The organism is Nonomuraea sp. NPDC050643 (genome assembly GCF_040654715.1).
Taxonomy (GTDB): Bacteria; Actinomycetota; Actinomycetes; order Streptosporangiales; family Streptosporangiaceae; genus Nonomuraea.
Genome location: NZ_JBFAIM010000007.1, coordinates 253,943 through 276,058, shown reverse-complemented (window position 1 = coordinate 276,058; position 22,116 = coordinate 253,943). Strand labels below are relative to the sequence as shown.

The following is a 22,116-nucleotide window of genomic DNA, read 5'->3' as shown; positions in this document are numbered from 1 at the left end:
AGACTCAGCCCACAGGCCGCTGCTGGAGCAGCGCCGCCAGCTCGGCCAGCTCGGGCCAGTCGGCCGTGCCGGAGATCACCAGCGTCACCTCGGGCGTCACGCGGACCAGCGAGCGCTGGTTCTTGTCCTTGCGGAAGCGCTGCTCCCACGCCACCCCGCCGACCTGCTGCGTGCCCTGGGCCTTGTCGGTGTTGGCCATGCGGCTGGCGAACCCGGCCGCCGGCTGCTCATTGCTCTGCGCGAACATCGCGTGCTGCCGCTTGGCCGTGGCGTAGCCGAGGTAGAGGACCTTCGCGCCGCTCTCGCCCTGGGCGATCCTGTTGCTGTTGGGCACCCAGCCGGCCGGGTCCTGGCGCGGGGCCCACACGCCGTAGGGCACCGCGTGGCCGAAGTTCGCGACGGTGATGGAGTATTCGCGCCGCGGGATGTGCTCCTCCCGGCTCTGCGGGGTCACGAGCAGGAACAGCCCGGCGCCCGCGAGGCAGACGAAGAGGGCTACCGCGTAGCCGTAGAAACCTTCGGTGAACCGTCGCACACTTGGCGAGGTTACCCGCTGGCGGAGGCGGTCGAGGAAGTGGCCGGGCGGATCTGGCCGATGATGGCGAGGACCTCTTCGGCCAGGCCGCGATCGCCCGTGCGCACCACCTCGGACACGGCCGCGGCCAGCGCCCCGGTGACCACCACGACGAGCGCGGTCTCGTCCTCGAACAGCGCCGCGTTGCGCTGCGCCCACATGCGCAGCCGGTCGCGCATCACGACCTCGAAGCCGGGCGGCCCGTCGCCGCGCAGGAACAGCGCGGCCAGCTCGCGGTCGTCCAGGCAGCCGTCGAGGTAGGCGCGGGCGGCGCTGACGAACACCCGCATCGGGTCGCTCTCACCCGCCGCGCGGGCCGCGCGGGCGGCCTGCTTGGTCCGCTGCGTCTGCTTGGCCTGGAACTCCTCCCACAGGGTGAGGTAGAGGTCCGCTTTGCCGGAGAAGTGGTGGTAGAGGCTGCCCACGCTCGCGTCCGCCCGGCCCACCACGTCTGTCACGCCGGCCTCCGCGAACCCCTTGGAGACGAAGACCTCCCTGGCGGCGGCGAGAAGTGAGCTGCGCGTGGCGGCGCCACGCTCGGACGTGCGCGGCTGGGTGACCACGTTCTCCACATCGCTCATACGGAATCTCCTCCACGGCGGGGCGGCAGGCACCATGTTGGAGGCAAGATCCGTGGCGCGCACACGGTATGGCGCAAAATCCGTTCTCCGTTAGCAGATTATCCCCCTCCGCCCAGGAAAAGAGGGGCAACTACGATCGAGGTAGATGTCCCACGAGGAGGCCGAATCATCATGTCCGACCAGACTTCCGTGCCGCCGGCACTGGCCACGGGTGAGCACGCCCCTGATCGCAACCTGGCGATGGAGCTCGTCCGCGTCACGGAGGCCGCCGCCATGGCGGCGGCCCGATGGGTCGGCCGGGGCGACAAGAACGGCGCCGACGGCGCCGCCGTGAACGCCATGCGGCAGTTGATCAATACGGTCTCGATGAACGGTGTGGTGGTCATCGGCGAGGGCGAGAAGGATCGCGCCCCGATGTTGTTCAACGGCGAGCAGGTCGGCGACGGCAGCGGGCCCGAGTGCGACGTGGCGGTGGACCCCATCGACGGCACCCGGCTGACGGCGCTGGGCATGCCCGACGCGGTGTCGGTGATCGCGGTGAGCGAGCGCGGCTCGATGTACGACCCGTCGGCCGTGTTCTACATGGAGAAGCTGGTCACGGGCCCGGAGGCGGCCGGCGCCGTCGACATCGAGGCCCCCGTGGCGGCGAACGTCAGCGCGGTCGCCAAGGCCAAGCACTGCTCCCCGTCCGACGTCACGGTGGTCGTGCTCGACCGGCCGCGGCACGAGCGGCTGGTCCAGGAGATCAGGGAGACGGGCGCGCGCATCAAGTTCATCACCGACGGCGACGTGGCCGGCGCGATCATGGCGGCCCGCTCCGGCACCGGCATCGACCTGATGCTGGGCATCGGCGGCACCCCCGAGGGCATCGTGGCCGCGTGCGCGCTCAAGTGCCTGGGCGGTGTGATCCAGGGCCGGCTCTGGCCGCGTGACGACGCCGAGCGGGCCAAGGCCATCGACGCCGGGCACGATCTCGGCCAGGTGCTCACCACGAACGACCTGGTCAGGTCCGACGACGTGTTCTTCGCGGCGACCGGGATCACCCACGGAGAGCTCATGCAGGGCGTGCGGTTCCGGGCGGGCTCGGCGGTGACGGAGTCGCTGGTGATGCGGGGCCGGTCGGGGACGATCCGCAAGATCGAGAGCGAGCACCAGCTCTGGAAGCTGCGGGCGTACAGCGCGATCAACTTCGACACGGCCGGCTGAGCACCGAGCCCGCCGGGCGGTCCCACGGCGCTGGCGGCGGCGCGCTCAGCGGCGGCGCTTGCGGCGGGGCGGCTCCTTGACCTTGACCTCGCCGGCGAAGTTCGTGGTGCGCACCTCGACGACGGGCGCGCCGGGCTCCGTCGGCTGCTTGGTCAGGCGCACCGTCTTGTCCTTGGCGACCCTGACCACCTCGAGCCCCTCGGGGACGTGGATCTCCAGCCCGCCGAAGACGAGGGTGGCGTTGATGATGATCCGCCGGTTCTGCAGGATCGCGTCGCGGAAGTCGAGCTTGGTCGTGCCGAACATGGCCGTCACACCCAGCTCGGCCGGCACCACCCAGCGCCCGCCGCGCTGCTCCTTCTTGAAGATGGCCGAGACGGGCCTGCCGTCGAGGTTGAGCGGCTGCTCCTCGGCCGGCAGCAGGTCGGTGGTGAGCGCGGCCAGCTCACCGAGCGTGCGGGCGGAGTAGAGCACGCCGAGCCGCTCCTCCAGTTCGTCGAGGGCCAGCCGGCCGTCGGCGTGCGCGTCCTGGAGCACCTGGGCGATGCGCTCACGGTCGGCGTCGGAGGCGCGCAGCTCGTGCGGCTGCGGCGTGTCGCTCGAAGCCGGCGGGCGCCGCGCGGACACCCACTCCTCGGCCAGCCGCTCTCCGACTTCCTGCAGTTTCGGCAACCACGATCCCGCGCGTTCGTTCACACTTCTGACGATATCTGGCGCTCGCCGGAATCGCTCGTCCCGAATGGGCTGGTGTCAGCGGATTCCGGGAAGAGAGCGGCATTCTCCGTCATCAGGACGGAGTTCGTCTCGGCGTGGCGGTCAAGCCGTCGAGTACAAAGCGAGCATGAAGCCACACGTCCCCGTTTCTCAGGAAATTCTTAGGAATCTCCCTACGCTGTAGGCCGTTGATCCCGGCAAAGGGGAGGTGTGGGCGTGCATCAACCGGCACGGTGGGGTCTCGGCGTGGCTGGCGCGGGCGTAACGGTGATCCTGGGTCTGGACCTGGCGAGTCTCGACGAGACCAACCCGATCAGGCGGACCATCAGCGAGCACGGCCTCGGCCCCGACGGCTGGATCTTCGGGCTCGGGGTGGGGCTGCTGGCTGTGGGGTCGGTGGCCATCGGGGTGTCGCTGGCGCGCAAGAGGCTGGCCGGGGTCTTCGGCACCGTCGCGCTCATGGCCTGGAGTGTCGGGCTGTTCATGACGGCCTGGTTCGAGAAGCACGACTGGTCGGTCGGGCCCAGCACGAGCGGCAGCATCCACCGGGTGGGCAGCTTCGTGGCCTTCCTCAGCCTGCCCCTGGCGGTGGTGATCATCGCCAGGCCGTGGCGGCACCGGGAGCGGTCCCGGGCCACGCTGGTGGCGTTCGGGCTGGGCGTCTGCTCGGTGCTGTGGGTGGTGGGCATCGGCACCATGATGATCATCGGGGCCCGCAGCGGGCTGCCGTGGTATCGCGTCATGCCGCTCGGGCTGGTCGAGCGCGGCCTGGCCGTCACGGAGGTCGCCGCGCTGATGGCGCTCGGCGTGTGGGCCGCCGGACGGCTCGAACGGGCGGAGCCGCTCAGAGCGGTGGAAGAGGTCGCAGCACGGCGATGAGGTCGTCCACGTAGCCCTTGAAGACGGCGGCCATGTCGACCTGGTCGGGGTCGATCAGCCACTGCGTCTGCAGGCCGTCCATCATCGCGATCAGCCGGTCGGCGTGCGCCTCGGCGTCGAGGTCGGCCCGGAACTCGCCGCGTTCGGCGCCTCTGCGCAGCGCCGCCGCCACGCTCGCGCGCAGCCTGCGGTAGCGCCGTCTGGCCCACTCGTGGCCGGGGTGGCCGGGGGTCACGGCCTCGCCGCTGATGACGGAGAAGAGCTGCACCAGGCCCGGCACCCGGGAGTTGTGCTCCACCACGCCGGCCAGGGCCCGCAGCGCGTCGACGCCGCTCGCCAGGCCGAGGTCGAACTTGCGCGTGTCGAGCTCGTCGCGATATTCCAGCACCGCGACGAGCAGCAGCTCCTTGCTCTTGAAGTGGTGCAGCAGCCCGGCCTGGGAGAGCTCGGCGCGCTCGGCGATGCGGGCCAGCGACGCGCCTCGATAGCCGTGCTCGGCGAACTCCAGCAGCGCGGTGGCCAGGATGCGCTCCCTTCGCGCCGCCCCGGTCGCGTAGCCCCGTCTCACTCCCGGCACCCTATCTGGTGCTGGCGGAGCGCCCTGGCCAGCCGCTAACCTGACCCAGCCTCACGTTTGATTACCCCCCGATCAGGAGGCCATCGTGCCGTCCTCACGTGATCGCCAGGCCCGCCTCTCCACGTACGTCGTGTACGGCGTACAGGGCCTGTCTTTCGCCTCGTTGCTCGTCCAGGTCTCCAACCTGCAGGCCAAACACGACCTCGACCAGGGCACGCTCACGATGCTGCTGCTCATCGTGCCCGTGTTCGCCGGGGCCGGCAGCGTGGCCGCGGGGACGTTCGCCGCCCGGTTCGGGAGCAAGCTCCTGCTGCGGATCGCGCAGCCGGTCGTGGCCGCCGCCGTGGTGCTCACCGGGCTCGCGCCGAACGTGGCGCTGCTGGTGCCGGCCCTGCTCATGTTCGGGATCGGGGTCGGCGCGGTCGACGCGGGCATCAACATGCAGGGTGTCGCGGTCGAGCGCAGGTACGGCCTCCAGGTGCTGAACGGGTTCCACTGCGTGTGGAGCGCGCTCAGCATCCTCGGGGCGCTGTGGGTGTCGGCGACGGCCACCGAGCTGCGGCTGGAGCTCATGATGGCCGTCCCCATGGTCCTCGCCGTGGCCGGCTCCCTGTACGCCGGGCGAAACCTCTACACCCCGGCCGAGGAGCAGGTCCAGGCCGAGTCCGTGACCCTCGACGGACTCCCCTGGCGGCCGATCATCCCGCTCTGCCTGGCCATGGCCTTCCTGTACGTCGGCGACGCCGCCGTCTCCAACTTCGGCACCCTGTTCATGAAGGACGTGCTCAGCGCGGACCCGAGAGTGATCCCGCTGGCCTACGCCGCGTACCAGGCCGCCACCCTGGCCGTCAGGCTCGGCGGCGACCTCGCCGTCAGGCGGTACGGCCCCGCCGCCATCGTCAGGATCGGCGGCGTGCTCGCCGGCTTCGGCTTCCTCGGCATCGTCCTGACCCCGAACCAGCCGCTGGGCATCGTCGCGTTCGGCCTGACCGGGATGGGCCTGGCGGTGGTGGCGCCGCAGTCGTTCTCGGCGGCGGGCCGGCTCGACCCGGCCGGGACCGGCGTGGCCATCGCCCGGGTGAACCTCTTCAACTACGTCGGTTTCATCGTGGGCGCGGCCCTGGTGGGCGGCATCGCGGACGCGGCGGGCATGCGCCTGGCGTTCGTCGCCCCGCTGGTGCTGTCGGCCGTCATCATCGTCCTCGCGCCCGGCTTCCAGCCGAAGCGCTCACCGGCCACCACCTGACCGGCCGGACCCGACCGGCGCCACCCGATCAGTCCACCCCGACAGCCCCGTCCGGTCAGCCCTGTCCGGTCAGCCCTGCCCGATCAGTCCTGCCCGATCAGTCCTGCCCCAGTAGGGCGACGGCCGTGTCCACGGCCGTCGCCACGTCGTCGTCCGGCGGGTAGAGCAGCGCCCGGCCCACCACCAGCCCGCGTACGCCGGGCAGCCGCAGAGCCGCGCGCCAGGAGGCGTAGGCCAGGCCGGGTGAGTCCCCGGGATCTCCCCCGAGCAGTAACGTCGGCAGCGTCGTGGCCCGCATGACGCGCTCCATGTCGGCCACCACGGGGATCTTCAGCCACGTCCGCGCCGACGTCGCGCCCAGCCCCTGCGCCACGCTGATGGCCCGGATCACGCCGTCGGGCGACAGATCGTTGCCCGCCCGGCCGGACCAGAACGGCTCCACCATCGCCACCAGGCCGTCGCCGGCCAGCTCGGTGATGGCCCGGCCGCAGGACTGCAGGGTCGCGGCGGTGCCTGGCTCGTCGAGGGCGATCCGGCAGAGCATCTTGCCGCCGTCGAGCCGCATGCCGGCGATGGCCGCGGCGTCGTACGCGGTGAACCGGTCGTCGAACTCGAACACCGCCCCCTGCAGCCCCCCGCGATTCATCGACCCGATGACGAGGAGGTCGTCGAGCGCCCCCAGCAACAGCAGGTCCTCGACCACGTCCGGCGTGGCGAGCAGCCCGTCCACGCCGGGGCGGCGCAGCGCGACCGTGAGCCGGTCGAGCAGCTCGACCCGGCTGCCCATGGCCAGGGGCCGCCCGCCGACGGACAGGGCGCCCCTGGCCGGATGATCGGCAGCGATGATCATGAGCTGGTCGCGCCCCCTGAACAGCGGCCTGCGCCGCCGCACCGCCGCCGCCTCCGCGATCCGCTCAGGGAACCTCGCCCTGATCTGGCGCAGCTCGCGATAGTCAGCCAATCCCCAGCACCCCGTCCGGGGAAGCGCGGTGGTCGTCAACGGTCAGGCCGGGGGCGAGGACGCCCGCGACCCTCATCGCCGCACCTCCGCGACCTCGACCGGACGGCCTTCGCGCATCGACAGGTCGGCGGCCTCGGCCACGTAGAGCGCCTCCAGCGCGTCCGCGATCGAGCACGGGCTCCGGTCGCTCGTCAGGAAGGCGTCGATCTCGTTGCGGTACGCGGTCTCGAAGCGGGTGACGAAGTCCGGCCACGGCTCCCCATGACCGGGCTCGCCCTCCGTCGTGTGGAGCGGGGCGCGCGCGCTGAGGCCCACGGCCTGCGTCCGCTTGGTGCCGGCCAGCTCCATGCGCACGTCGTAGCCGCCGCCGTTGTAACGCGAGCCCTGCAGCGTGGCCAGCGTGCCGTCGTCCAGCGTGAGCAGCGCGGCGCTGTTGTCGACGTCGCCCGCCGCGGCGAAGAAGGCCGCGCCCCGGTTGGCGCCCTTCGCGTAGACCGACACCACCTCGCGGCCGGTCACCCAGCGCAGAACGTCGAAGTCGTGGATGTGGCAGTCGCGGAAGATCCCGCCGGAGAGCGGGAGGTAGTCGGGGTGCGGCGGCGCCGGGTCCGCCGTGACCAGGTGCACGCGGTGCACCTCGCCCAGTTCCCCGCTCCGCAGGGCGGCCGCGGCGGCCGCGTAGCCGGGGTCGAACCTGCGCTGGAAGCCGATCTGCACCCGGTTGCCCGCACTCGCCTCCAGCACCTTGACGGTGTCGGCCACCGTGCCGGCCACGGGTTTCTCGCAGAAGGCCGGGATGCCCAGGTCGCACGCCTTGAGGATGAGCTCGGCGTGGGTGCTGGTCGGCGTGGCGATGACCACGGCGTCCGACTCGAACGGGTCCCCCGGCCGGCCGTACGGCGTCGTGCGTATGGGATCGGCCACGATCAGCTCGTCCACCAGGGGATGGGCGGCCAGGGTCGCGGCGTGGAAAGCTCCGATCCGGCCCAGACCCAGCAGTCCCACACGCATGGCGCCTCCAATTCGGGCTCGGGATTTCTTTCTAGGCGAGGGTTTCTCCTTCAGTCAACACTTTGTCCTGACATTCTGACCTTCAACCCCCAGACGGCCTCGGCCGCCTTGTGCGCGGGCAACCGGGCGAAGCCCACCACCAAGGCCGGCGGCCCCGGCAGCTCCCGCATCGGCCCGACGGGCTCGGCCGACAGGCCCAGCTCCTGCGCGGCGCGTACGGTGCGCAGCTCGTCCCAGTCGCCCGGCAGCTCCAGGTACACGTGCAGCCCCGCGTCGATCCCCTTGACCCGGACCTCGGGCAACTCCTCGGCCAGCGCCCTGACCAGGGCGTCCCTGCGGCGGCGGTATTCCCTGCGCATGCGCCGCAGGTGCCTGTCGTAGCCGCCGGTACGCAGGAAGTGCGCCAGCGCGTACTGGTCGATGACCGGCGAGCCCAGGTCCAGCTCGCCCCGCGCGCGCCGGATCGCCTCGGCCAGCTCGGCCGGCGCCGCCACCCAGCCCAGCCGCAGCCCCGGCGCGAGCGCCTTGCTGACGCTGCCCGACAGGATCACCCGGTCGGGCGCCAGGCCCTGCAGGCAGCCGACGGGGTCGCGGTCGAAGCGGAACTCGGCGTCGTAGTCGTCCTCCAGGATCGCCCGGTTGCCCGCGTAGGCCCATTCCATGAGCGCGGCCCGGCGTGGCGGGGACAGGACCACGCCGGTCGGGTATTGGTGCGCGGGTGTCACGAGCACGGCGTCGCCGCTGAGTTTGCGCACGTCGAGGCCCTGCTCGTCCACCGGGACCGGCACCAGGTGCGCCCCGGCCCGCCGCAGCAGCGGGGCCTGGCGGTTGCTCGTCGGGTCCTCCACGGCCAGCCGGAGCGTGCGGTGCTGGGTCAGCACGTGCAGGACCAGGCTGAGCCCCTGTGCCACGCCGCCCACGATGACGAGGTTCTCCGGCCGCACGTCCGCCGCCCTGACCCGCCTGAGGTAGCCGGCCAGCTCTTCTCGCAGCTCAGGCACGCCGCCAGGGTCCCCGTAATCGAGCGCGTCGGAGGGTACGGTGGTCAGGACGTGCCTGACGGCCGCCAGCCAGCGTTCACGAGGGAAGTGGCTGAGGTCGGGGGAGGTGGGGCGATGTCCGTAGTAGGGAGCGCACGCGGGGGTGCCGGGTGCCCGGCGTACCGGCTTGGGCCGGGGCGGGGCGGTGCCGCGCTGGCGGGTGTTGTTCACCCGCGCGGCGGTCTTGGGGGTGACCTGCGTGCCGACGCCCACCCGGGAGACCAGGAAGCCCTCGGCGACGAGCTGCTCGTACGCCTCCACGACCACGCCTCGGGAGACCTGGAGGTCGGTGGCGAGGTCGCGGGTGGCGGGCAGGCGGGTGCCGGGGGCGAGCCTGCCGCCCCGGATGGAGTCGCGCAGCTCAGAGGCGATCTGACCGGCTATACCCCCCTTATCGCGATTTATCTTGATATGGAGGTCAGCCATATTGGTCCTGTCATCTGGCGGGACATTGGACTGTTTGCGGGAACCATTGTCTCTCTAGCATCCTTCGCATGAAAAACGGAATCCTGGGCGCCGCCTCGGCCATGTTCCTCGTCGGAACGCTGGCCGGAGTCGCCGGCCTCGTCGACGGCTATCCCATATACGGCGGCCAGGCCGTTCGGTATCTCGTGGCTTCGGTCATTCTGCTTGTCATAACGGGAGCGCTCGGCCTGCGGTTCGTGCGCCTCACTCTGCGCGAGGCCCTGTGCCTGGCCGGGCTCACGCTCTTCGGCCTGGTGCTCTTCAACGTCTGCGTGATCCAGTCGACCGCCGACTCGGGCCCCGCGCTGGTCGGGACCGTGCTGGGCACCGTGCCGCTGGCCCTCGCGCTGGCCGAGGGACGTCCGGCGCCCCGGCTGCTGATCGCGGCGTGCGTGGTGGTGGCGGGGGCGACGCTGGCCACGGGGCTCGGCAGCGGCACCCTGACCGGCCTGCTGTGGGCGCTGGGGGCGCTCGTGGGCGAGGTGTGCTTCTCCATGCTGGCCATCCCGCTGCTGCCGAGGCTGGGGGCGATCAGGGTGTCGGCGTACTCGACGGCGCTGGCCGTGCCGATGCTGGCCGTGATCGGGCTCGCCGTCGAGGGCAGGGCGATGTTCCGGACGCCGACCGTGACCGAGGCGCTCGGGTTCGCGTACCTGGCGATCGTGGTCACCGTCGTGGCGTTCTTCCTCTGGTACAACTCGCTGCCCAAGCTCGGCCCCGGGCGCGCGGGGCTGTTCGCGGGGCTCATCCCGGTGGCGGCCATCGCGACGGGGGCGATCCTCGGGGTCGCCATGCCGACGGTGTACGACCTGCTGGGCGCGGGGCTGGTCGTCGCGGGCATCCTGCTGGGCCTGACCGCCGAGCGCTCGCGCGCGAAGGCGGCCGTCCGCCCGTCGGAGGCCTGAGCCCGTCCGCCGGTCGTTCCGGAGGCGCGTACTCTTCTGGAGGACCGAAAGGATGGACATGGGCGAGTTCGACTACACCGACCTGCTCCCGCTTGGCGCCGATGAGACGGAATATCGGCTGATCACTTCGGAGGGGGTGCGGAAGGTCGAAGCGGCTGGGCGTACGTTTCTCGAGGTCGAGCCCGAGGCGTTGCGGCTGCTGACCGAGACGGCCGTCCATGACATCTCCCACTTCCTGCGGGCCTCCCACCTGGCCCAGCTCCGGAAGATCGTCGATGACCCCGAGTCCAGCGGCAACGACCGCTTCGTGGCGCTCGACCTGCTGAAGAACGCCTCCATCTCGGCCGGCGGCGTGCTGCCGATGTGCCAGGACACCGGCACCGCCATCGTCATGGGCAAGCGCGGCCGGCACGTGCTGACCGACGGGCTCGACGCCGAGCACGTCTCACGCGGCGTCTACGACGCCTACACCAAGCTCAACCTGCGTTACTCCCAGATGGCCCCGCTGACCATGTGGGAGGAGAAGAACACCGGCAGCAACCTGCCCGCCCAGATCGAGCTGTACGCCGAGGACCCCCACGGCCACCCCGACGAGTACAAGCTGCTGTTCATGGCCAAGGGCGGCGGCTCGGCCAACAAGTCGTTCCTGTACCAGGAGACCAAGGCCGTGCTCAACGAGAAGCGCATGCTGGCCTTCCTGGAGGAGAAGATCCGCTCGCTGGGCACCGCGGCCTGCCCGCCGTACCATCTGGCGATCGTCGTGGGCGGCACCTCCGCCGAATACGCGCTCAAGACCGCGAAATACGCCAGCGCCCGCTACCTCGACTCGATTCCCACCGAGGGCACGGCCTCCGGGCACGGGTTCCGGGACCTCGAGATGGAGGCCAAGGTCTTCGAGCTGACGCAGAAGCTCGGCATCGGCGCGCAGTTCGGCGGCAAATACTTCTGTCACGACGTCCGCGTCATCCGCCTGCCCCGCCACGGCGCCTCCTGCCCGGTGGCCATCGCGGTCTCCTGCTCGGCCGACCGCCAGGCGCTGGCCAAGATCACGCCAGAGGGCGTGTTCCTGGAGAAGCTGGAGACCGACCCGGCCCGCTACCTGCCGGAGACGACCGACGAGCACCTCTCGGACGACGTGGTGCAGGTCGACCTCAACCGTCCCATGGCGGAGATCCTCGCCGAACTGACGAAATATCCGGTCAAGACGCGGCTCTCCCTCACCGGCCCGCTCGTCGTCGCCCGCGACATCGCGCACGCGAAGATCGCCGAGCTGCTCGACGACGGCGGCGAGATGCCGCAATACCTGAAAGACCACGCCGTCTACTACGCGGGACCGGCCAAGACCCCCGAGGGGTACGCCTCGGGCTCGTTCGGCCCGACGACGGCCGGGCGCATGGACTCGTACGTGGGGCGTTTCCAGGCGGCGGGCGGCTCGATGGTGATGCTGGCCAAGGGCAACAGGTCCAAGCAGGTCACGGAGGCGTGCCTGCAGCACGGCGGCTTCTACCTGGGCTCCATCGGCGGCCCCGCGGCCCGGCTGGCCCAGGACTGCATCAAGAAGGTCGAGGTGCTCGAATATCCCGAGCTGGGTATGGAAGCGGTCTGGAAGATCGAGGTCGTCGACTTCCCGGCGTTCATCGTCGTGGACGACAAGGGAGACGACTTCTTCACCGACAAGACGGGACCCGTCCTGTCGATCGGCCGCCGCTGACGGCCTCAGGGTGGGTGCCGGGCAGGCGATCACGCCGCTCGGCACCGGCCGGAGTCGGGCAAGCTCCTGCTCCGGCCTCAGGAGAGGGTCAAGCGGCCACCGGCGCCCGGTGCGGCGCCACGACGGTGCCGTCAGGCAGCAGCAGACCGGTGTCGTCGAAGAGCACGATGCCGTTGCAAAGAAGGCTCCAGCCCTGGTCGGGGTGGGCCGAGATCACGTGTGAAGCCTCACGGTCGAGCGAGTCGGCACTTGGGCAGGCGGGGTGGTGACTGCACATCGCGCACCTCTCAGATTGCGCTCCGGATTGCTGGTTCTCAAAAGGGCAGCTGTCGCCCCGACGGCGTGCGAAGGTCCAGTGCGGCTCTGGTCGACTTCTTCGGTCGGCGGCGAACCTGGGTCTGGCGCATCTTCATCACGTCCTTTAAGAGTTCGTCGTTAGCGGCCTGGCGTATGTCTCCAGTTTGCGGATCGGGACCGACAGTTTCCGGCCGTCTCCAGGAGCTCGCCTTCTTTCATGGCTTCACCATGCCCCCGTTGCCTTACGACACCCTTACAACTCGCTGACCGGGCCCCGTTGTTCCTGTCAGCCAGCCTGCCGTACGCCTGAAACTCCCCTACGAGGCATCATGCACAATTTTCCGGCGCGGTGCTGTGCTGATCGACACACATGCCCGGCGAGCTGCGCAAACGCTCCAAGGAAGCCGGGCGGGTCGCTCGCGCGGGCGGCCGGTGAGACCGCCCGCGCGGCTGGACCAATCTGACCCTGGACACACTGCCAAGGGGAAGACCTAGGTCGCAAGTCTGATGCAGTTGCGAATAAGTTGCAATAGTGTCCCCTCAGAGATCGACAAGGAGGACTCATGGGGGACTACACCCTTCCCGACATGCCGTACGACTACGCCGCGCTCGAACCCGCCATCACCGGCGAGATCCTGGAGCTGCACCACGCCAAGCACCACGCGGCCTACGTCAAGGGCGCCAACGACACGCTCGAGCGCCTCGCCGAGGCCCGCGACAAGAGCGAGTTCACGAACCTGGTGGGCCTGGAGAAGACGTTCGCCTTCAACCTGTCCGGGCACGTGCTGCACTCGATCTTCTGGGAGAACCTCTCGCCCGACGGCGGCGACCGCCCGGACGGAGCCCTGAAGGACGCCATCGACGCGCACTTCGGCACCTTCGAGGCGTTCCAGAAGCAGCTCACCACGGCCACCGCGTCGGTGCAGGGCTCCGGCTGGGGCGTGCTGGCCTGGGAGCCGCTCGGCCGCCGGCTCGTCGTCGAGCAGATCTACGACCACCACGGCAACGTGGGGATGAACACCACTCCCCTGCTCGTGTTCGACGCGTGGGAGCACGCGTACTACCTTCAGTATCGCAACGTCCGCCCGGACTACGTCGAGAAACTGTGGGGCCTCATCAACTGGGAGGATGTGGCCGGGAGGTTTGCTGACGTGACGAGTCAGGCGGGTTGACTTAAGTTCGCAACAAATTATCGGCCCCGCCTCTACTGGTCGGTTTACACAAATAGGTAAGCTGCCTGGCATGCGTGCGCCCTCCGGTTACCTACTCGCCGCGCGCTATCGGCTCTTGGAGCCGGTTGGTCGGGGCGGCATGGGCACCGTTTGGCGGGCACATGACGAGCTGCTCGACCGGGACGTGGCGGTCAAGGAAGTGCGGCTGCCGACCGTGCTCGACGAGGAGTTGCGCGCCGAGCTGTGCGCGCGCACCGAACGCGAGGGCCGGGCCACCGCGATGGTCGCTCATCCGTCGGTCATCACGGTCTTCGACGTGGTCACCGAGGACGACCGGCCGTGGATCGTGATGGAGCTGCTCCGGGCCAAGTCCCTGGAGCAGCTCATCCAGGAACAAGGACCGCTCCATCCCCGCAGGGCCGCCGAGATCGGCCGGCAGATCCTCGGCGCGCTGCGCGCGGTGCACGCCAAGGGGATCCTGCACCGCGACGTCAAGCCGAGCAACGTGCTGGTGACCGAGGACCGCGCGGTCCTCACCGACTTCGGCCTGGCCGCGCTCGAAGGTGACGTTTCCATTACCCAGGCGGGCATCGTTCTGGGGTCCGCGGGATACATCGCTCCAGAGCGGGTGCTCGGCTCGAAGGCCAGCCCCGCGGGCGATCTGTGGTCGCTCGGCGCGACCCTCTACACCGCCGTCGAGGGCCGGGGCCTGCACGGGCGCCGTACGGCCGCCGCCGCGCTCGCGGCCCTGACCAGCGGCGAGCCGATCCCGATGACCAAGGCGGGCCCGCTGGCGCCCGTGCTCGACGCGCTGCTCAGGATCGACCCGGCGACCAGGCTCGACTCCGTACGCGCCTCGCTCATGCTGGCCAGGGTGGCCGCGGGCGGCTCGGCCGAGGAGCCGCTGCCCCCGCGCAGGTTCGTCCGCCCCGGGCCGGCCGTCACCCCGCCCTCCTTCGTGCGCAAGCCCGCGCACCGCGGGCTGCACCGGGCCGACGCCGTCACGACGCAGGTGAACGTGCCGCCGCCCAGGCTCGAACGCAAACCAGGTGAGGGCGTGCACAGGAAGCGCGTTGAACCGCGGCCGACTCCGTCCGCTTATGCCCGTTTCAAAGCGACGGTGATAAAGTTGTGTCTTCCTCGGCGGTTCTGGCCAAGAGAACTTCGCAAGCGAGGGTAAAGCACTTCCCAAGCGAGAATCGATATCTTCTTCTCATGCCGGAACAGCAGACACGCCTGCTCGCGGAACGCTACGAGCTCGTCACCCCGCTAGGCCGGGGCACGATGGGCACCGTGTGGCGCGCCCGCGACCGCGCGCTCGGGCGCGAGGTGGCGGTCAAGGAAATCCGCCAGGACCCGGGTCTCACCGAGGAACAGCGGGCCGAGCTGCGCGAACGCATGGTCCGCGAGGGTCGCATCGCCGCACGGATCAACCACCCGTCCGTGGCCGCCATCCACGACGTGCTGATTCAGGACGACAGCCCGTGGATCATCATGGAGCTCATCGAGGCCCGCTCGCTCGAGCAGGTCATCGAGGAGGAGGGGCCACTGCCGCCACGGCTCGTGGCGGAGATCGGGGTCGACCTGCTCGGGGCGCTGCGCGCGGCGCACGCCCAGGGCATCACCCACCGTGACGTCAAGCCGGGCAACGTGCTCATCACCGAGAGCGGCCGCGTCGTGCTGACCGACTTCGGCATCGCCAAGGCGGAGGGCGACTCGCGGCTGACGAAGACGGGCATGGTCATCGGATCACCCGGCTACACGGCCCCGGAACGTGCCAGGGGCGAATACACCGGTCCCGAGTCGGATCTCTGGTCGCTCGGGGCGACTCTTTACTTCGCGGTCGAGGGGCGGCCGGCGTACGAGCGGTCCACGATCGCGGAGACGCTGGCGGCGCTGTTGACCGAGAGCGCCGACCCGCCCGCGCAGGCGGGACAGCTTCGGCCCGTGCTGAACGGACTGCTGGCCAAGGACTACCGGCAGCGACTCGGCGCTGCCAAGGCGGAGACCCTGCTGCGCATGGTCGCCGACACCCCCACGAGCGAGATGCCGGTGCTCACGGCCGAGGCTCTTATGGCGCAGGAGGCCGCTTTGCCCGACCCGTTCACCGCCCCGAAAACCCCCGCCGCAGGCGCGGGTGGTTCCGGCCCGGCTCCCGCGGGCCGAGGCGCCCCGAAGGCCGGCGTCCCGGGCGGTCCCGTGCCTGGCGGGCCGGGCGGGCCGGGCGGTCCCCTACCCGGACCTGGCGGTTCGAGCGGCCCCGGCATGCAGGGCCCCGGCGGGCCCGGCGCGCAGAGGCCGGCCGCACAGAGGCCGGCCGCACAGGGAGCCGGCGGGCCCGGCGGGCAGGCCCCCGGAGCGCCCGGACGGCGGCCGGCGGGAGGCCCGGGCGGGCAGCAGGGCCCCGGTATGCACCCGCAACCCGGTTCCGGGCCACAGGGGCCCTGGTCCGGTCAGCAGGGCCCTGGACCAGGCCCACAGGGACCGGGCGCCGGCTCCGGGGCCGGACGTCCTGGAGCAGGCCCGCAGGGGCCGGGCACCGGCTCACAGAGCCGCGGAGCCGGACCCCAGGGACCGGGGGGCGGACCGCAAGGGCCGGGCGCCGAGCAGCAGGGTGGTGCCTTCGGGCCACAGGGACCGGGTGCCGGGCAACCAGGCGGCGCGTTCGGGCCGCAGGGGCCGGGTGCCGGGCAACCAGGCGGCGCGTTCGGACCACAAGGACCGGGATCCGGGCAACCAGGCGGCGCGTTCGGGCCGCAGGGGCCGGGGCGTGGGCCCAGCGCACCCACCGGGCCGCACAGCACCGCTCCGGGCCGCCCGCAGCAGTCAGGGCAGCAGGGCTTCGCCTCGCAGGGCACCGGGCCGCACGCGGGCGCGCCCGGCGGCGGTGCGCCGTCCGGTGGGGGCGACTACGACCCCGAACGCACGGTCAGCATCGCGCGCCCGAAGGGACCGGCCCCCGCCGCCCCGGAGCAGGGCCGCCCTCCATACTCCGGCGACGAGTCCACCATCGCCACGACCCGCATCCCCACGGGCGGGCCTCCTGGGCAGCAGGTCTACCCGGTGCCCGCCGGGCAGCCCGGCTCACCGCAGCACACGACGCCGCAGGGCCCGCAGCAAGGGGGCCCGCAGCAAGGGGGCCCGCAGCAAGGGGGCCCGCAGCAGGGCGTGCACGAAAGCCAGGGCCTCGGCACCGACCTGTTCGCCATCGCCGGGCAGCCGGAGCAGAAGCCCGCGGGCAACCGCAACGGCATGCTGGTGCTGATGGCGGTGGCCGCCGCGGCCGCCGTGGTGATCGCCGTTCTCATCGTGGCCCTCCTCTCGAGCTGACCGGTTCGCCCGGCCGGGGTGGGTGTCTCCGGCCCGGGCCGGCGGTCGTGAGCCAGACTGAAGTCATGAGCGAGTTCAGAATCGAACATGACTCGATGGGTGAGGTGCGCGTGCCCGCAGGCGCCAGGTGGCGCGCGCAGACCCAGCGGGCAGTGGAGAACTTCCCGGTTTCCGGACGGCCGCTGGAGCCGTCCCACATCGCCGCGCTCGGCCTGATCAAGGCGGTGGCCGCGGAGGTCAACGGCGAGCTGGGCGTGATCGACAAGGACCTGGCGGAGGCGATCGCGCAGGCCGCGGCCGACGTGGCGGAGAACGAGCACGACGCCCACTTCCCGATCGACGTCTTCCAGACCGGTTCCGGCACCTCGTCCAACATGAACGCCAACGAGGTGATCGCGACGCTGGCCGAGGAGCGGCTGGGCCGGGCCGTTCATCCCAACGACCACGTGAACGCCTCCCAGTCGTCCAACGACGTCTTCCCGACCTCCATCCACGTGGCGGCGGCGACCGAGGTGACCTACCACCTGCTGCCCTCGCTCAAGCACCTGGCGGAGGCGCTGCGGGAGAAGGCGATCGAGTTCGACGGCGTGGTGAAGTCGGGCCGCACACATCTGATGGACGCGACCCCGGTGACCCTGGGCCAGGAGTTCGGCGGCTACGCCACGCAGATCGAACACGGCGTCGTACGCGTCACGGCGGCGCTCGAGCACGTGCTGGAGCTGCCCCTGGGCGGCACCGCCGTGGGCACGGGCATCAACACGCCCCAGGGGTTCGCCCACGAGGCCATCGGCAAGCTGCGGGAGGCGACCGGGATCCCGTTCCTCGAGGCCAGGGACCACTTCGAGGCCCAGAGCGCCCAAGACTCCATCGTCGAGCTGTCGGGCCAGCTCAAGGTGGTGGCGGTCTCCCTCACGAAGATCGCCAACGACCTGCGCTGGATGGGCTCGGGCCCGCGCGCCGGGCTCGGCGAGATCAACCTGCCGGACCTGCAGCCCGGCTCGTCCATCATGCCGGGCAAGGTCAACCCGGTGATCCCCGAGGCCACGGCCATGGTCGCGGCCCAGGTCATCGGCAACGACGCGGCGATCACGTTCGCCGGCGCGTCGGGCACGTTCGAGCTCAACGTGCAGCTCCCGGTCATCGCGCGCAACATCCTGGAGTCGATCAGGCTGCTGGCGAACGTCTCGCGCCTGCTCGCCGACCGCTGCGTCACCGGGATCACGGCGAACGTCGACCGCCTGCGCGAGTACGCCGAGTCGTCCCCGTCGATCGTCACCCCCCTGAACCGGTACGTCGGCTATGAGGAGGCGGCCAAGATAGCCAAGCAGGCCCTGGCGGAGCGCAAGACCATCCGCGAGGTCGTCATCGAACGCGGCCACGTGGCCGACGGCACCGTGACCGAGGACCAGCTCGACGCCGCGCTCGACGTGCTCTCGATGACCCGACCCTGACCGCCGGCCCGAGGGCGCGCCCGTCCCGGACCGGCGACCCGGCGCGCCCGGCCGGTAGGGGCTACATCCTGACCGGCTGGATCCCGGTCGCGGCGGCGCGCGTGGCCTGGGCCCAGCGGGTGAGCAGGGACTGGGCGGCGCCGGCGTCGACGGCGTCCCCGGCCCGCTTGTACGCCGCCGCCAGGGCGGGCGTGAGGTCGGGCGCCCGCGGCGTGCCCTCGGCGGCCACCACGGCGGCGGCCGCGTTGAGCAGCACGATGTCGCGCACCGGCCCCCGCTCGCCGCCCAGGACCGCGCGCGCCACGTCCGCGTTGTGCCGCGCGTCGCCGCCCCGCAGGTCGTCGGGGCGGGCGCGCGGGATCGACAGGTCCAGCGGGTCGAAGCCGGTAGGCGTCACGGTGCCCCGGCGTACCACCCAGACGGTCGAGGGCCCGCAGGTCGTGAGCTCGTCGAGCCCGTCGTCACCCCTGAACACCAGCGACGAGCCGCCGCGCTCGGCCAGCACGCCCGCGATGATCGGGGCGATCGACGGGTGGAAGACGCCGACCGCCTGGGCGGGCGGCAGGGCGGGGTTGGTGAGCGGGCCCAGGAAGTTGAAGACCGTGGGCACCCCCAGCTCGCGGCGGGGCCCCGAGGTGTGTCTCATCGCCGGGTTGAAGGCGGGCGCGAAGCAGAACGTGATCCCGACCTCGTCCGCCACGTCGACCACGGCGGCCGGCGGCAGGTCGATGACCACGCCGAGCTCCTCGAGCACGTCGGCCGCGCCCGCCATGGAGGAGGCGGCCCGGCCGCCGTGCTTGACCACCTTCACGCCCGTGGCGGCGGCCACGATGGCGGCCATGGTGGAGACGTTCACGGTGTTGGCCCGGTCGCCGCCGGTGCCGACGAGATCGACGGGGTCGCCGGAGATCCTGATCGCGGCCGCCTTGGCGAGCATGCCGTCGGCCAGCCCGGCCACCTCGGCCACGCTTTCGCCCTTGGCCCGCAGCGCGATGGCGAACGCGGCGATCTGGGCGTTCGTGGCCTGCCCCGACATGATCTGGTCCATGGCCCAGGCGGCCTGGCGCGCGGTGAGCGAGGTGCCGCCGAGCAGCGTGGTGAACAGGCCCGGCCAGGTGGTGGTGGTCGTCATGAGCGCCCTTTCTCGTCAGTGCTCGACGGGGGCGCGTGCGACATGCAGGTGGGCCGCCTCGTCGAGGCGGCCATGTGCGTATGCGCTGGGAGGTCCGCCTAGAAGGCGGGCCACCACGAGAACGAATACGCGATCATGTGGCCCAACATAGCAGATGAGCTGATCCACATAGCGTCACACCGATCTATGTCGGCGGCACCTATGCGTCGCGGCGCGGCGACCGCCTAGTGTTCGGAGCATGGCGAAGGATCTGACGGGGCGGACCGCGCTGGTGACGGGGGCCGGAGGCGGCATCGGGGCGGCGTGCGCCCGGCGGCTGGCCACGGCGGGGGCCAGGGTGCTGGTCGTGGACATGCGGGCCGAGCCCGCGGAGAAGGTCGCCGCCGAGATCGGCGGCACGGCCGTGGTGGCCGACCTGAACGATCCCGGGTTCGCCGCCGCGCTGCCCGACGAGCCCGTCGACATCGTGGTGAACAACGCCGGGTTCCAGCACGTCGCGCCGATCGAGGAGTTCCCGCCCGAGGTGTTCGGGGCGATGCTCAGGGTCATGGTCGAGGCGCCGTTCCTGATCGCGCGGAAGGTGCTGCCCGGCATGTACGCCCGGGGCTGGGGCAGGTTCGTGAACATCTCGTCGGTGCACGGGCTGCGGGCCTCGCCGTACAAGTCGGCCTACACGGCGGCCAAGCACGGGCTGGAGGGGTTCTCCAAGGTGGTGGCCCTCGAAGGGGCGCCGCACGGGGTGACCTCGACCTGCGTCTGCCCGGCCTACGTGCGGACCGGGCTGGTCGAGGCGCAGATCGCCGACCAGGCCAGGGTGCACGGCATCGAGCCCGACGAGGTGGTCGAGAACATCATGCTGGAACCGGCGGCCGTCAAGCGGCTGATCGAGCCCGAGGAGGTGGCCGAGCTGGTGGCATACCTGTGCGGGCCGAGCGGGGCGTTCATCACCGGCGTGTCGCTGCCCGTGGACGGTGGCTGGACGGCGCGCTAGTGAGCAGGAGGTTTCTGGAGCTGCTGGCCAGGGAGGCGTCGGCGGTCGAGTTCGAGGGGCCGATCATCCAGGCCAGGGCGGCCGGCGCGGATCCGGCCACGATCGAGGAGCTGGAGCAGGCCAAGGTCGAGGCGCTCAGGGTGCGCGCCCTGCTCAAGCGGCGCGCCCGGCGCGAGGCCGAGCTGTCGGCGCTCTACGACACGGCCGGCGACCTGGCCGCGCTGCGCGACCTCGACGCCGTGCTGGAGGCCATCGTGCATCGGGCCAGGCAGCTCCTGGCCACCGACGTCGCGTACATGACGCTGCACGACCCCGAGCGGGGCGACACGTACATGCGGGTCACCGACGGGTCGATCTCGGCCAAGTTCCGGGCGTTGCGGCTGGCCATGGGGGCGGGGCTGGGCGGGCTGGTGGCGCAGACGGCGACGCCGTACTCGACCGCCGACTACTTCGCCGACGCCAGGTTCCGGCACAAGGACGACATCGACGAGGCCGTCACGGAGGAGGGGCTGGTCGCCATCCTCGGCGTGCCGCTGCGGCTCGGGCAGCGGGTGATCGGCGTGCTGATGGCGGCCAACCGCAGCGCGCGGCCCTTCCACCAGGAGGAGGTGTCGCTGCTGGGCAGTCTGGCCGCGCACGCCGCCGTCGCGATCGACAACGCCAGGCTGCTGCAGGAGACCCGGAACGCGCTGGAGGAGCTCTCCCAGGCCCACAGGACCGCCAGGGAGCACGGGGAGGCCGTCGAGCGGGCCGCGATGGCCCATGACCGGATGACCTCGCTGGTGCTGCGCGGCGGCGGGATCGAGGACGTCGCCGCCGTGGTGACCGACGTGCTCGGCGGGTCGCTGGCCGTGCTCGACGACCTGGGGCGGGCGATCAGCGGCGACGTGGGCGAGCTGGACGCCGGGGTGTTCGAGGCGGCTCAGGCGTCCAGGGCGCTGGGGCGTACGGTGCGGCGGGGTGATCTGCTGATCGCGTCCGTGGACGTCGGCGGAGAGCCGCTGTGCACGCTGATCCTGCGCAGCGACGACGCCGACGAGCGCATCCTGGAGCGGGCGGCGCTGGTGTGCGCGCTGCTGCTGCTGTTCCGCAGGAGCGTGGCCGAGGCCGAGGGGCGGGTCAGGGGCGAGCTGCTCGACGACCTGATCTCCAGGCCCGGCTCTCCCGGGCTGGCCGACCGGGCCCGCAGGCTGGGCGTCGACCTGGGCGCGCCGCACGTGGTCGTGGCGGTCAAGCACGGCGGGCAGCGGGAGCGGGCCGCGTTCTGGGCCTCCTCGCAGGCCACGGTGCGGCACGGACTGGCCGCGGGGCGCGGTGACGAGGTGGTGCTGCTGCTGCCGGGCACGGACGCCGGCGGCCTGGCGCGGCGCGTGGCCGCCGAGCTGAGCGCGTCGCTGCACAGCCCGGCCACGGCGGGCGCGTCGCGGGCCCCGGACGTGGCCGCCGCCTACCTGGAGGCGCGGCGGTGCGCGGACGCCCTGATCGCCCTGGGGCGGGCCGGCGACGGCGCGAGCGCGGCCGAGCTGGGGTTCGTGGGGCTGCTGGTCGGCGACGGCCGTGACGTGGGCGGGTTCGTGGACCGGGTGCTGGGCGCGGTGGTCGACTACGACGCCCGCCGGGGCACCGCGCTGACCGACACGCTGGCGACCTACTTCGGCACGGGCGGCTCCCCCTCCCGTACGGCCGAGGCCATGCACATCCACGTCAACACCGTCACCCAGCGCCTCGACCGGATCGGCAAGCTGCTCGGCGACGGCTGGCTGGAGCCGGACCGCGCCCTCGAGCTCCAGCTCGCGCTCCGCCTGCACCGGCTCGGCCACACAACCGCCCCGAAGACTGTGGGCCCTGACCCCATATAAGTGACGCCGGTCAC

Annotated in this window: 20 protein-coding genes; 11 read left to right on the top strand and 9 right to left on the bottom strand. The window is 71.6% G+C overall.

The genetic code is table 11. The features are described 5' to 3' along the window. Positions 1-4 precede the first annotated feature (4 nt). Both AB0I15_RS12065 and AB0I15_RS12060 read right to left on the bottom strand, forming a co-directional pair. Positions 5-535, bottom strand: coding sequence for a DUF4245 domain-containing protein (locus tag AB0I15_RS12065; RefSeq protein WP_358093539.1), 531 nt, complete (start codon positions 533-535; stop codon positions 5-7). A gap of 11 nt (positions 536-546) precedes the next feature. Then, positions 547-1,155: a TetR/AcrR family transcriptional regulator gene (locus AB0I15_RS12060; protein WP_358093536.1), complete on the bottom strand. Its 609-nt coding sequence runs from the start codon at positions 1,153-1,155 to the stop codon at positions 547-549. 171 nt (positions 1,156-1,326) lie between these two features. Here AB0I15_RS12060 and glpX point away from each other — a divergent pair, with 171 nt between their 5' ends. After that, positions 1,327-2,361 carry a class II fructose-bisphosphatase gene (glpX, locus tag AB0I15_RS12055; RefSeq protein WP_358093533.1) on the top strand — a complete coding sequence of 345 codons (1,035 nt, stop codon included), beginning with the start codon at positions 1,327-1,329 and terminating at the stop codon, positions 2,359-2,361. A gap of 45 nt (positions 2,362-2,406) precedes the next feature. On the opposite strand, the gene AB0I15_RS12050 is transcribed toward glpX, so the two are convergent. Continuing rightward, positions 2,407-3,057: a DUF1707 domain-containing protein gene (locus AB0I15_RS12050; protein WP_358093530.1), complete on the bottom strand. Its 651-nt coding sequence runs from the start codon at positions 3,055-3,057 to the stop codon at positions 2,407-2,409. Positions 3,058-3,285: 228 nt separating this feature from the next. On the opposite strand from AB0I15_RS12050, the gene AB0I15_RS12045 reads away from it, so the two are divergent. Further along, the gene (locus AB0I15_RS12045) at positions 3,286-3,954 is read left to right on the top strand and encodes a DUF998 domain-containing protein (RefSeq protein WP_358093527.1); all 669 of its coding nucleotides are present in this window, start codon (positions 3,286-3,288) and stop codon (positions 3,952-3,954) included. On the opposite strand, the gene AB0I15_RS12040 is transcribed toward AB0I15_RS12045, so the two are convergent. Further along, positions 3,920-4,522, bottom strand: coding sequence for a TetR/AcrR family transcriptional regulator (locus AB0I15_RS12040; RefSeq protein WP_358093524.1), 603 nt, complete (start codon positions 4,520-4,522; stop codon positions 3,920-3,922). The two genes, AB0I15_RS12045 and AB0I15_RS12040, sit on opposite strands and share 35 nt — an antisense overlap. Positions 4,523-4,616: 94 nt before the next feature. On the opposite strand from AB0I15_RS12040, the gene AB0I15_RS12035 reads away from it, so the two are divergent. After that, positions 4,617-5,777, top strand: coding sequence for an MFS transporter (locus AB0I15_RS12035; protein ID WP_358093521.1), 1,161 nt, complete (start codon positions 4,617-4,619; stop codon positions 5,775-5,777). Positions 5,778-5,874: 97 nt separating this feature from the next. Here the strand turns inward: AB0I15_RS12035 and AB0I15_RS12030 are convergent, their stop codons facing one another. The 3 genes from AB0I15_RS12030 to AB0I15_RS12020 form a co-directional block, all read right to left on the bottom strand. Further along, on the bottom strand, positions 5,875-6,738 hold the full coding sequence (locus AB0I15_RS12030) for a deoxyribose-phosphate aldolase (protein ID WP_358093518.1): 864 nt from the start codon (positions 6,736-6,738) through the stop codon (positions 5,875-5,877). 72 nt (positions 6,739-6,810) lie between these two features. Continuing rightward, the gene (locus AB0I15_RS12025) at positions 6,811-7,749 is read right to left on the bottom strand and encodes a Gfo/Idh/MocA family oxidoreductase (protein ID WP_358093515.1); all 939 of its coding nucleotides are present in this window, start codon (positions 7,747-7,749) and stop codon (positions 6,811-6,813) included. 50 nt (positions 7,750-7,799) lie between these two features. Then, on the bottom strand, positions 7,800-9,215 hold the full coding sequence (locus AB0I15_RS12020) for a PLP-dependent aminotransferase family protein (RefSeq protein WP_358093512.1): 1,416 nt from the start codon (positions 9,213-9,215) through the stop codon (positions 7,800-7,802). Between the two features lie 68 nt (positions 9,216-9,283). Here AB0I15_RS12020 and AB0I15_RS12015 point away from each other — a divergent pair, with 68 nt between their 5' ends. Together AB0I15_RS12015 and AB0I15_RS12010 are read left to right on the top strand one after the other, a co-directional pair. Continuing rightward, entirely contained in the window at positions 9,284-10,159 is an 876-nt protein-coding gene (locus AB0I15_RS12015; protein WP_358093509.1) for a DMT family transporter, read from the top strand. Positions 10,160-10,217: 58 nt separating this feature from the next. Then, the gene (locus tag AB0I15_RS12010) at positions 10,218-11,870 is read left to right on the top strand and encodes a fumarate hydratase (protein WP_358093506.1); all 1,653 of its coding nucleotides are present in this window, start codon (positions 10,218-10,220) and stop codon (positions 11,868-11,870) included. A gap of 88 nt (positions 11,871-11,958) precedes the next feature. Here AB0I15_RS12010 and AB0I15_RS12005 read toward each other — a convergent pair whose 3' ends face one another. Then, positions 11,959-12,147, bottom strand: a complete 189-nt coding sequence (locus AB0I15_RS12005; protein WP_358093503.1) for a DUF5999 family protein — start codon at positions 12,145-12,147, stop codon at positions 11,959-11,961. A gap of 583 nt (positions 12,148-12,730) precedes the next feature. On the opposite strand from AB0I15_RS12005, the gene AB0I15_RS12000 reads away from it, so the two are divergent. The 4 genes from AB0I15_RS12000 (at position 12,731) to AB0I15_RS11985 (ending at position 18,120) form a co-directional block, all read left to right on the top strand. Beyond that, the gene (locus AB0I15_RS12000) at positions 12,731-13,339 is read left to right on the top strand and encodes a superoxide dismutase (protein ID WP_358093500.1); all 609 of its coding nucleotides are present in this window, start codon (positions 12,731-12,733) and stop codon (positions 13,337-13,339) included. A gap of 70 nt (positions 13,340-13,409) precedes the next feature. Continuing rightward, positions 13,410-14,519, top strand: a complete 1,110-nt coding sequence (locus tag AB0I15_RS11995; protein WP_358093497.1) for a serine/threonine-protein kinase — start codon at positions 13,410-13,412, stop codon at positions 14,517-14,519. A 35-nt stretch (positions 14,520-14,554) separates the two neighbouring features. Next, the gene (locus tag AB0I15_RS11990; RefSeq protein WP_358093494.1) at positions 14,555-16,669 is read left to right on the top strand and encodes a serine/threonine-protein kinase; all 2,115 of its coding nucleotides are present in this window, start codon (positions 14,555-14,557) and stop codon (positions 16,667-16,669) included. A gap of 65 nt (positions 16,670-16,734) precedes the next feature. Continuing rightward, positions 16,735-18,120, top strand: coding sequence for a class II fumarate hydratase (locus AB0I15_RS11985; protein WP_358093491.1), 1,386 nt, complete (start codon positions 16,735-16,737; stop codon positions 18,118-18,120). Positions 18,121-18,181: 61 nt separating this feature from the next. Here AB0I15_RS11985 and trpD read toward each other — a convergent pair whose 3' ends face one another. Further along, a complete protein-coding gene (trpD, locus tag AB0I15_RS11980; protein WP_358093488.1) occupies positions 18,182-19,252 on the bottom strand; it encodes an anthranilate phosphoribosyltransferase in 1,071 nt (356 codons plus the stop codon). Positions 19,253-19,490: 238 nt separating this feature from the next. Between trpD and AB0I15_RS11975 the strand changes: the two genes are divergently transcribed. Then, a complete protein-coding gene (locus tag AB0I15_RS11975) occupies positions 19,491-20,243 on the top strand; it encodes a 3-hydroxybutyrate dehydrogenase (protein ID WP_358093485.1) in 753 nt (250 codons plus the stop codon). Further along, positions 20,243-22,102 (top strand): helix-turn-helix domain-containing protein, encoded by a 1,860-nt coding sequence (locus tag AB0I15_RS11970; protein WP_358093482.1) that lies wholly within the window; start codon positions 20,243-20,245, stop codon positions 22,100-22,102. The genes AB0I15_RS11975 and AB0I15_RS11970 overlap by 1 nt, the downstream gene beginning before the upstream one ends. Positions 22,103-22,116: the final 14 nt, after the last annotated feature.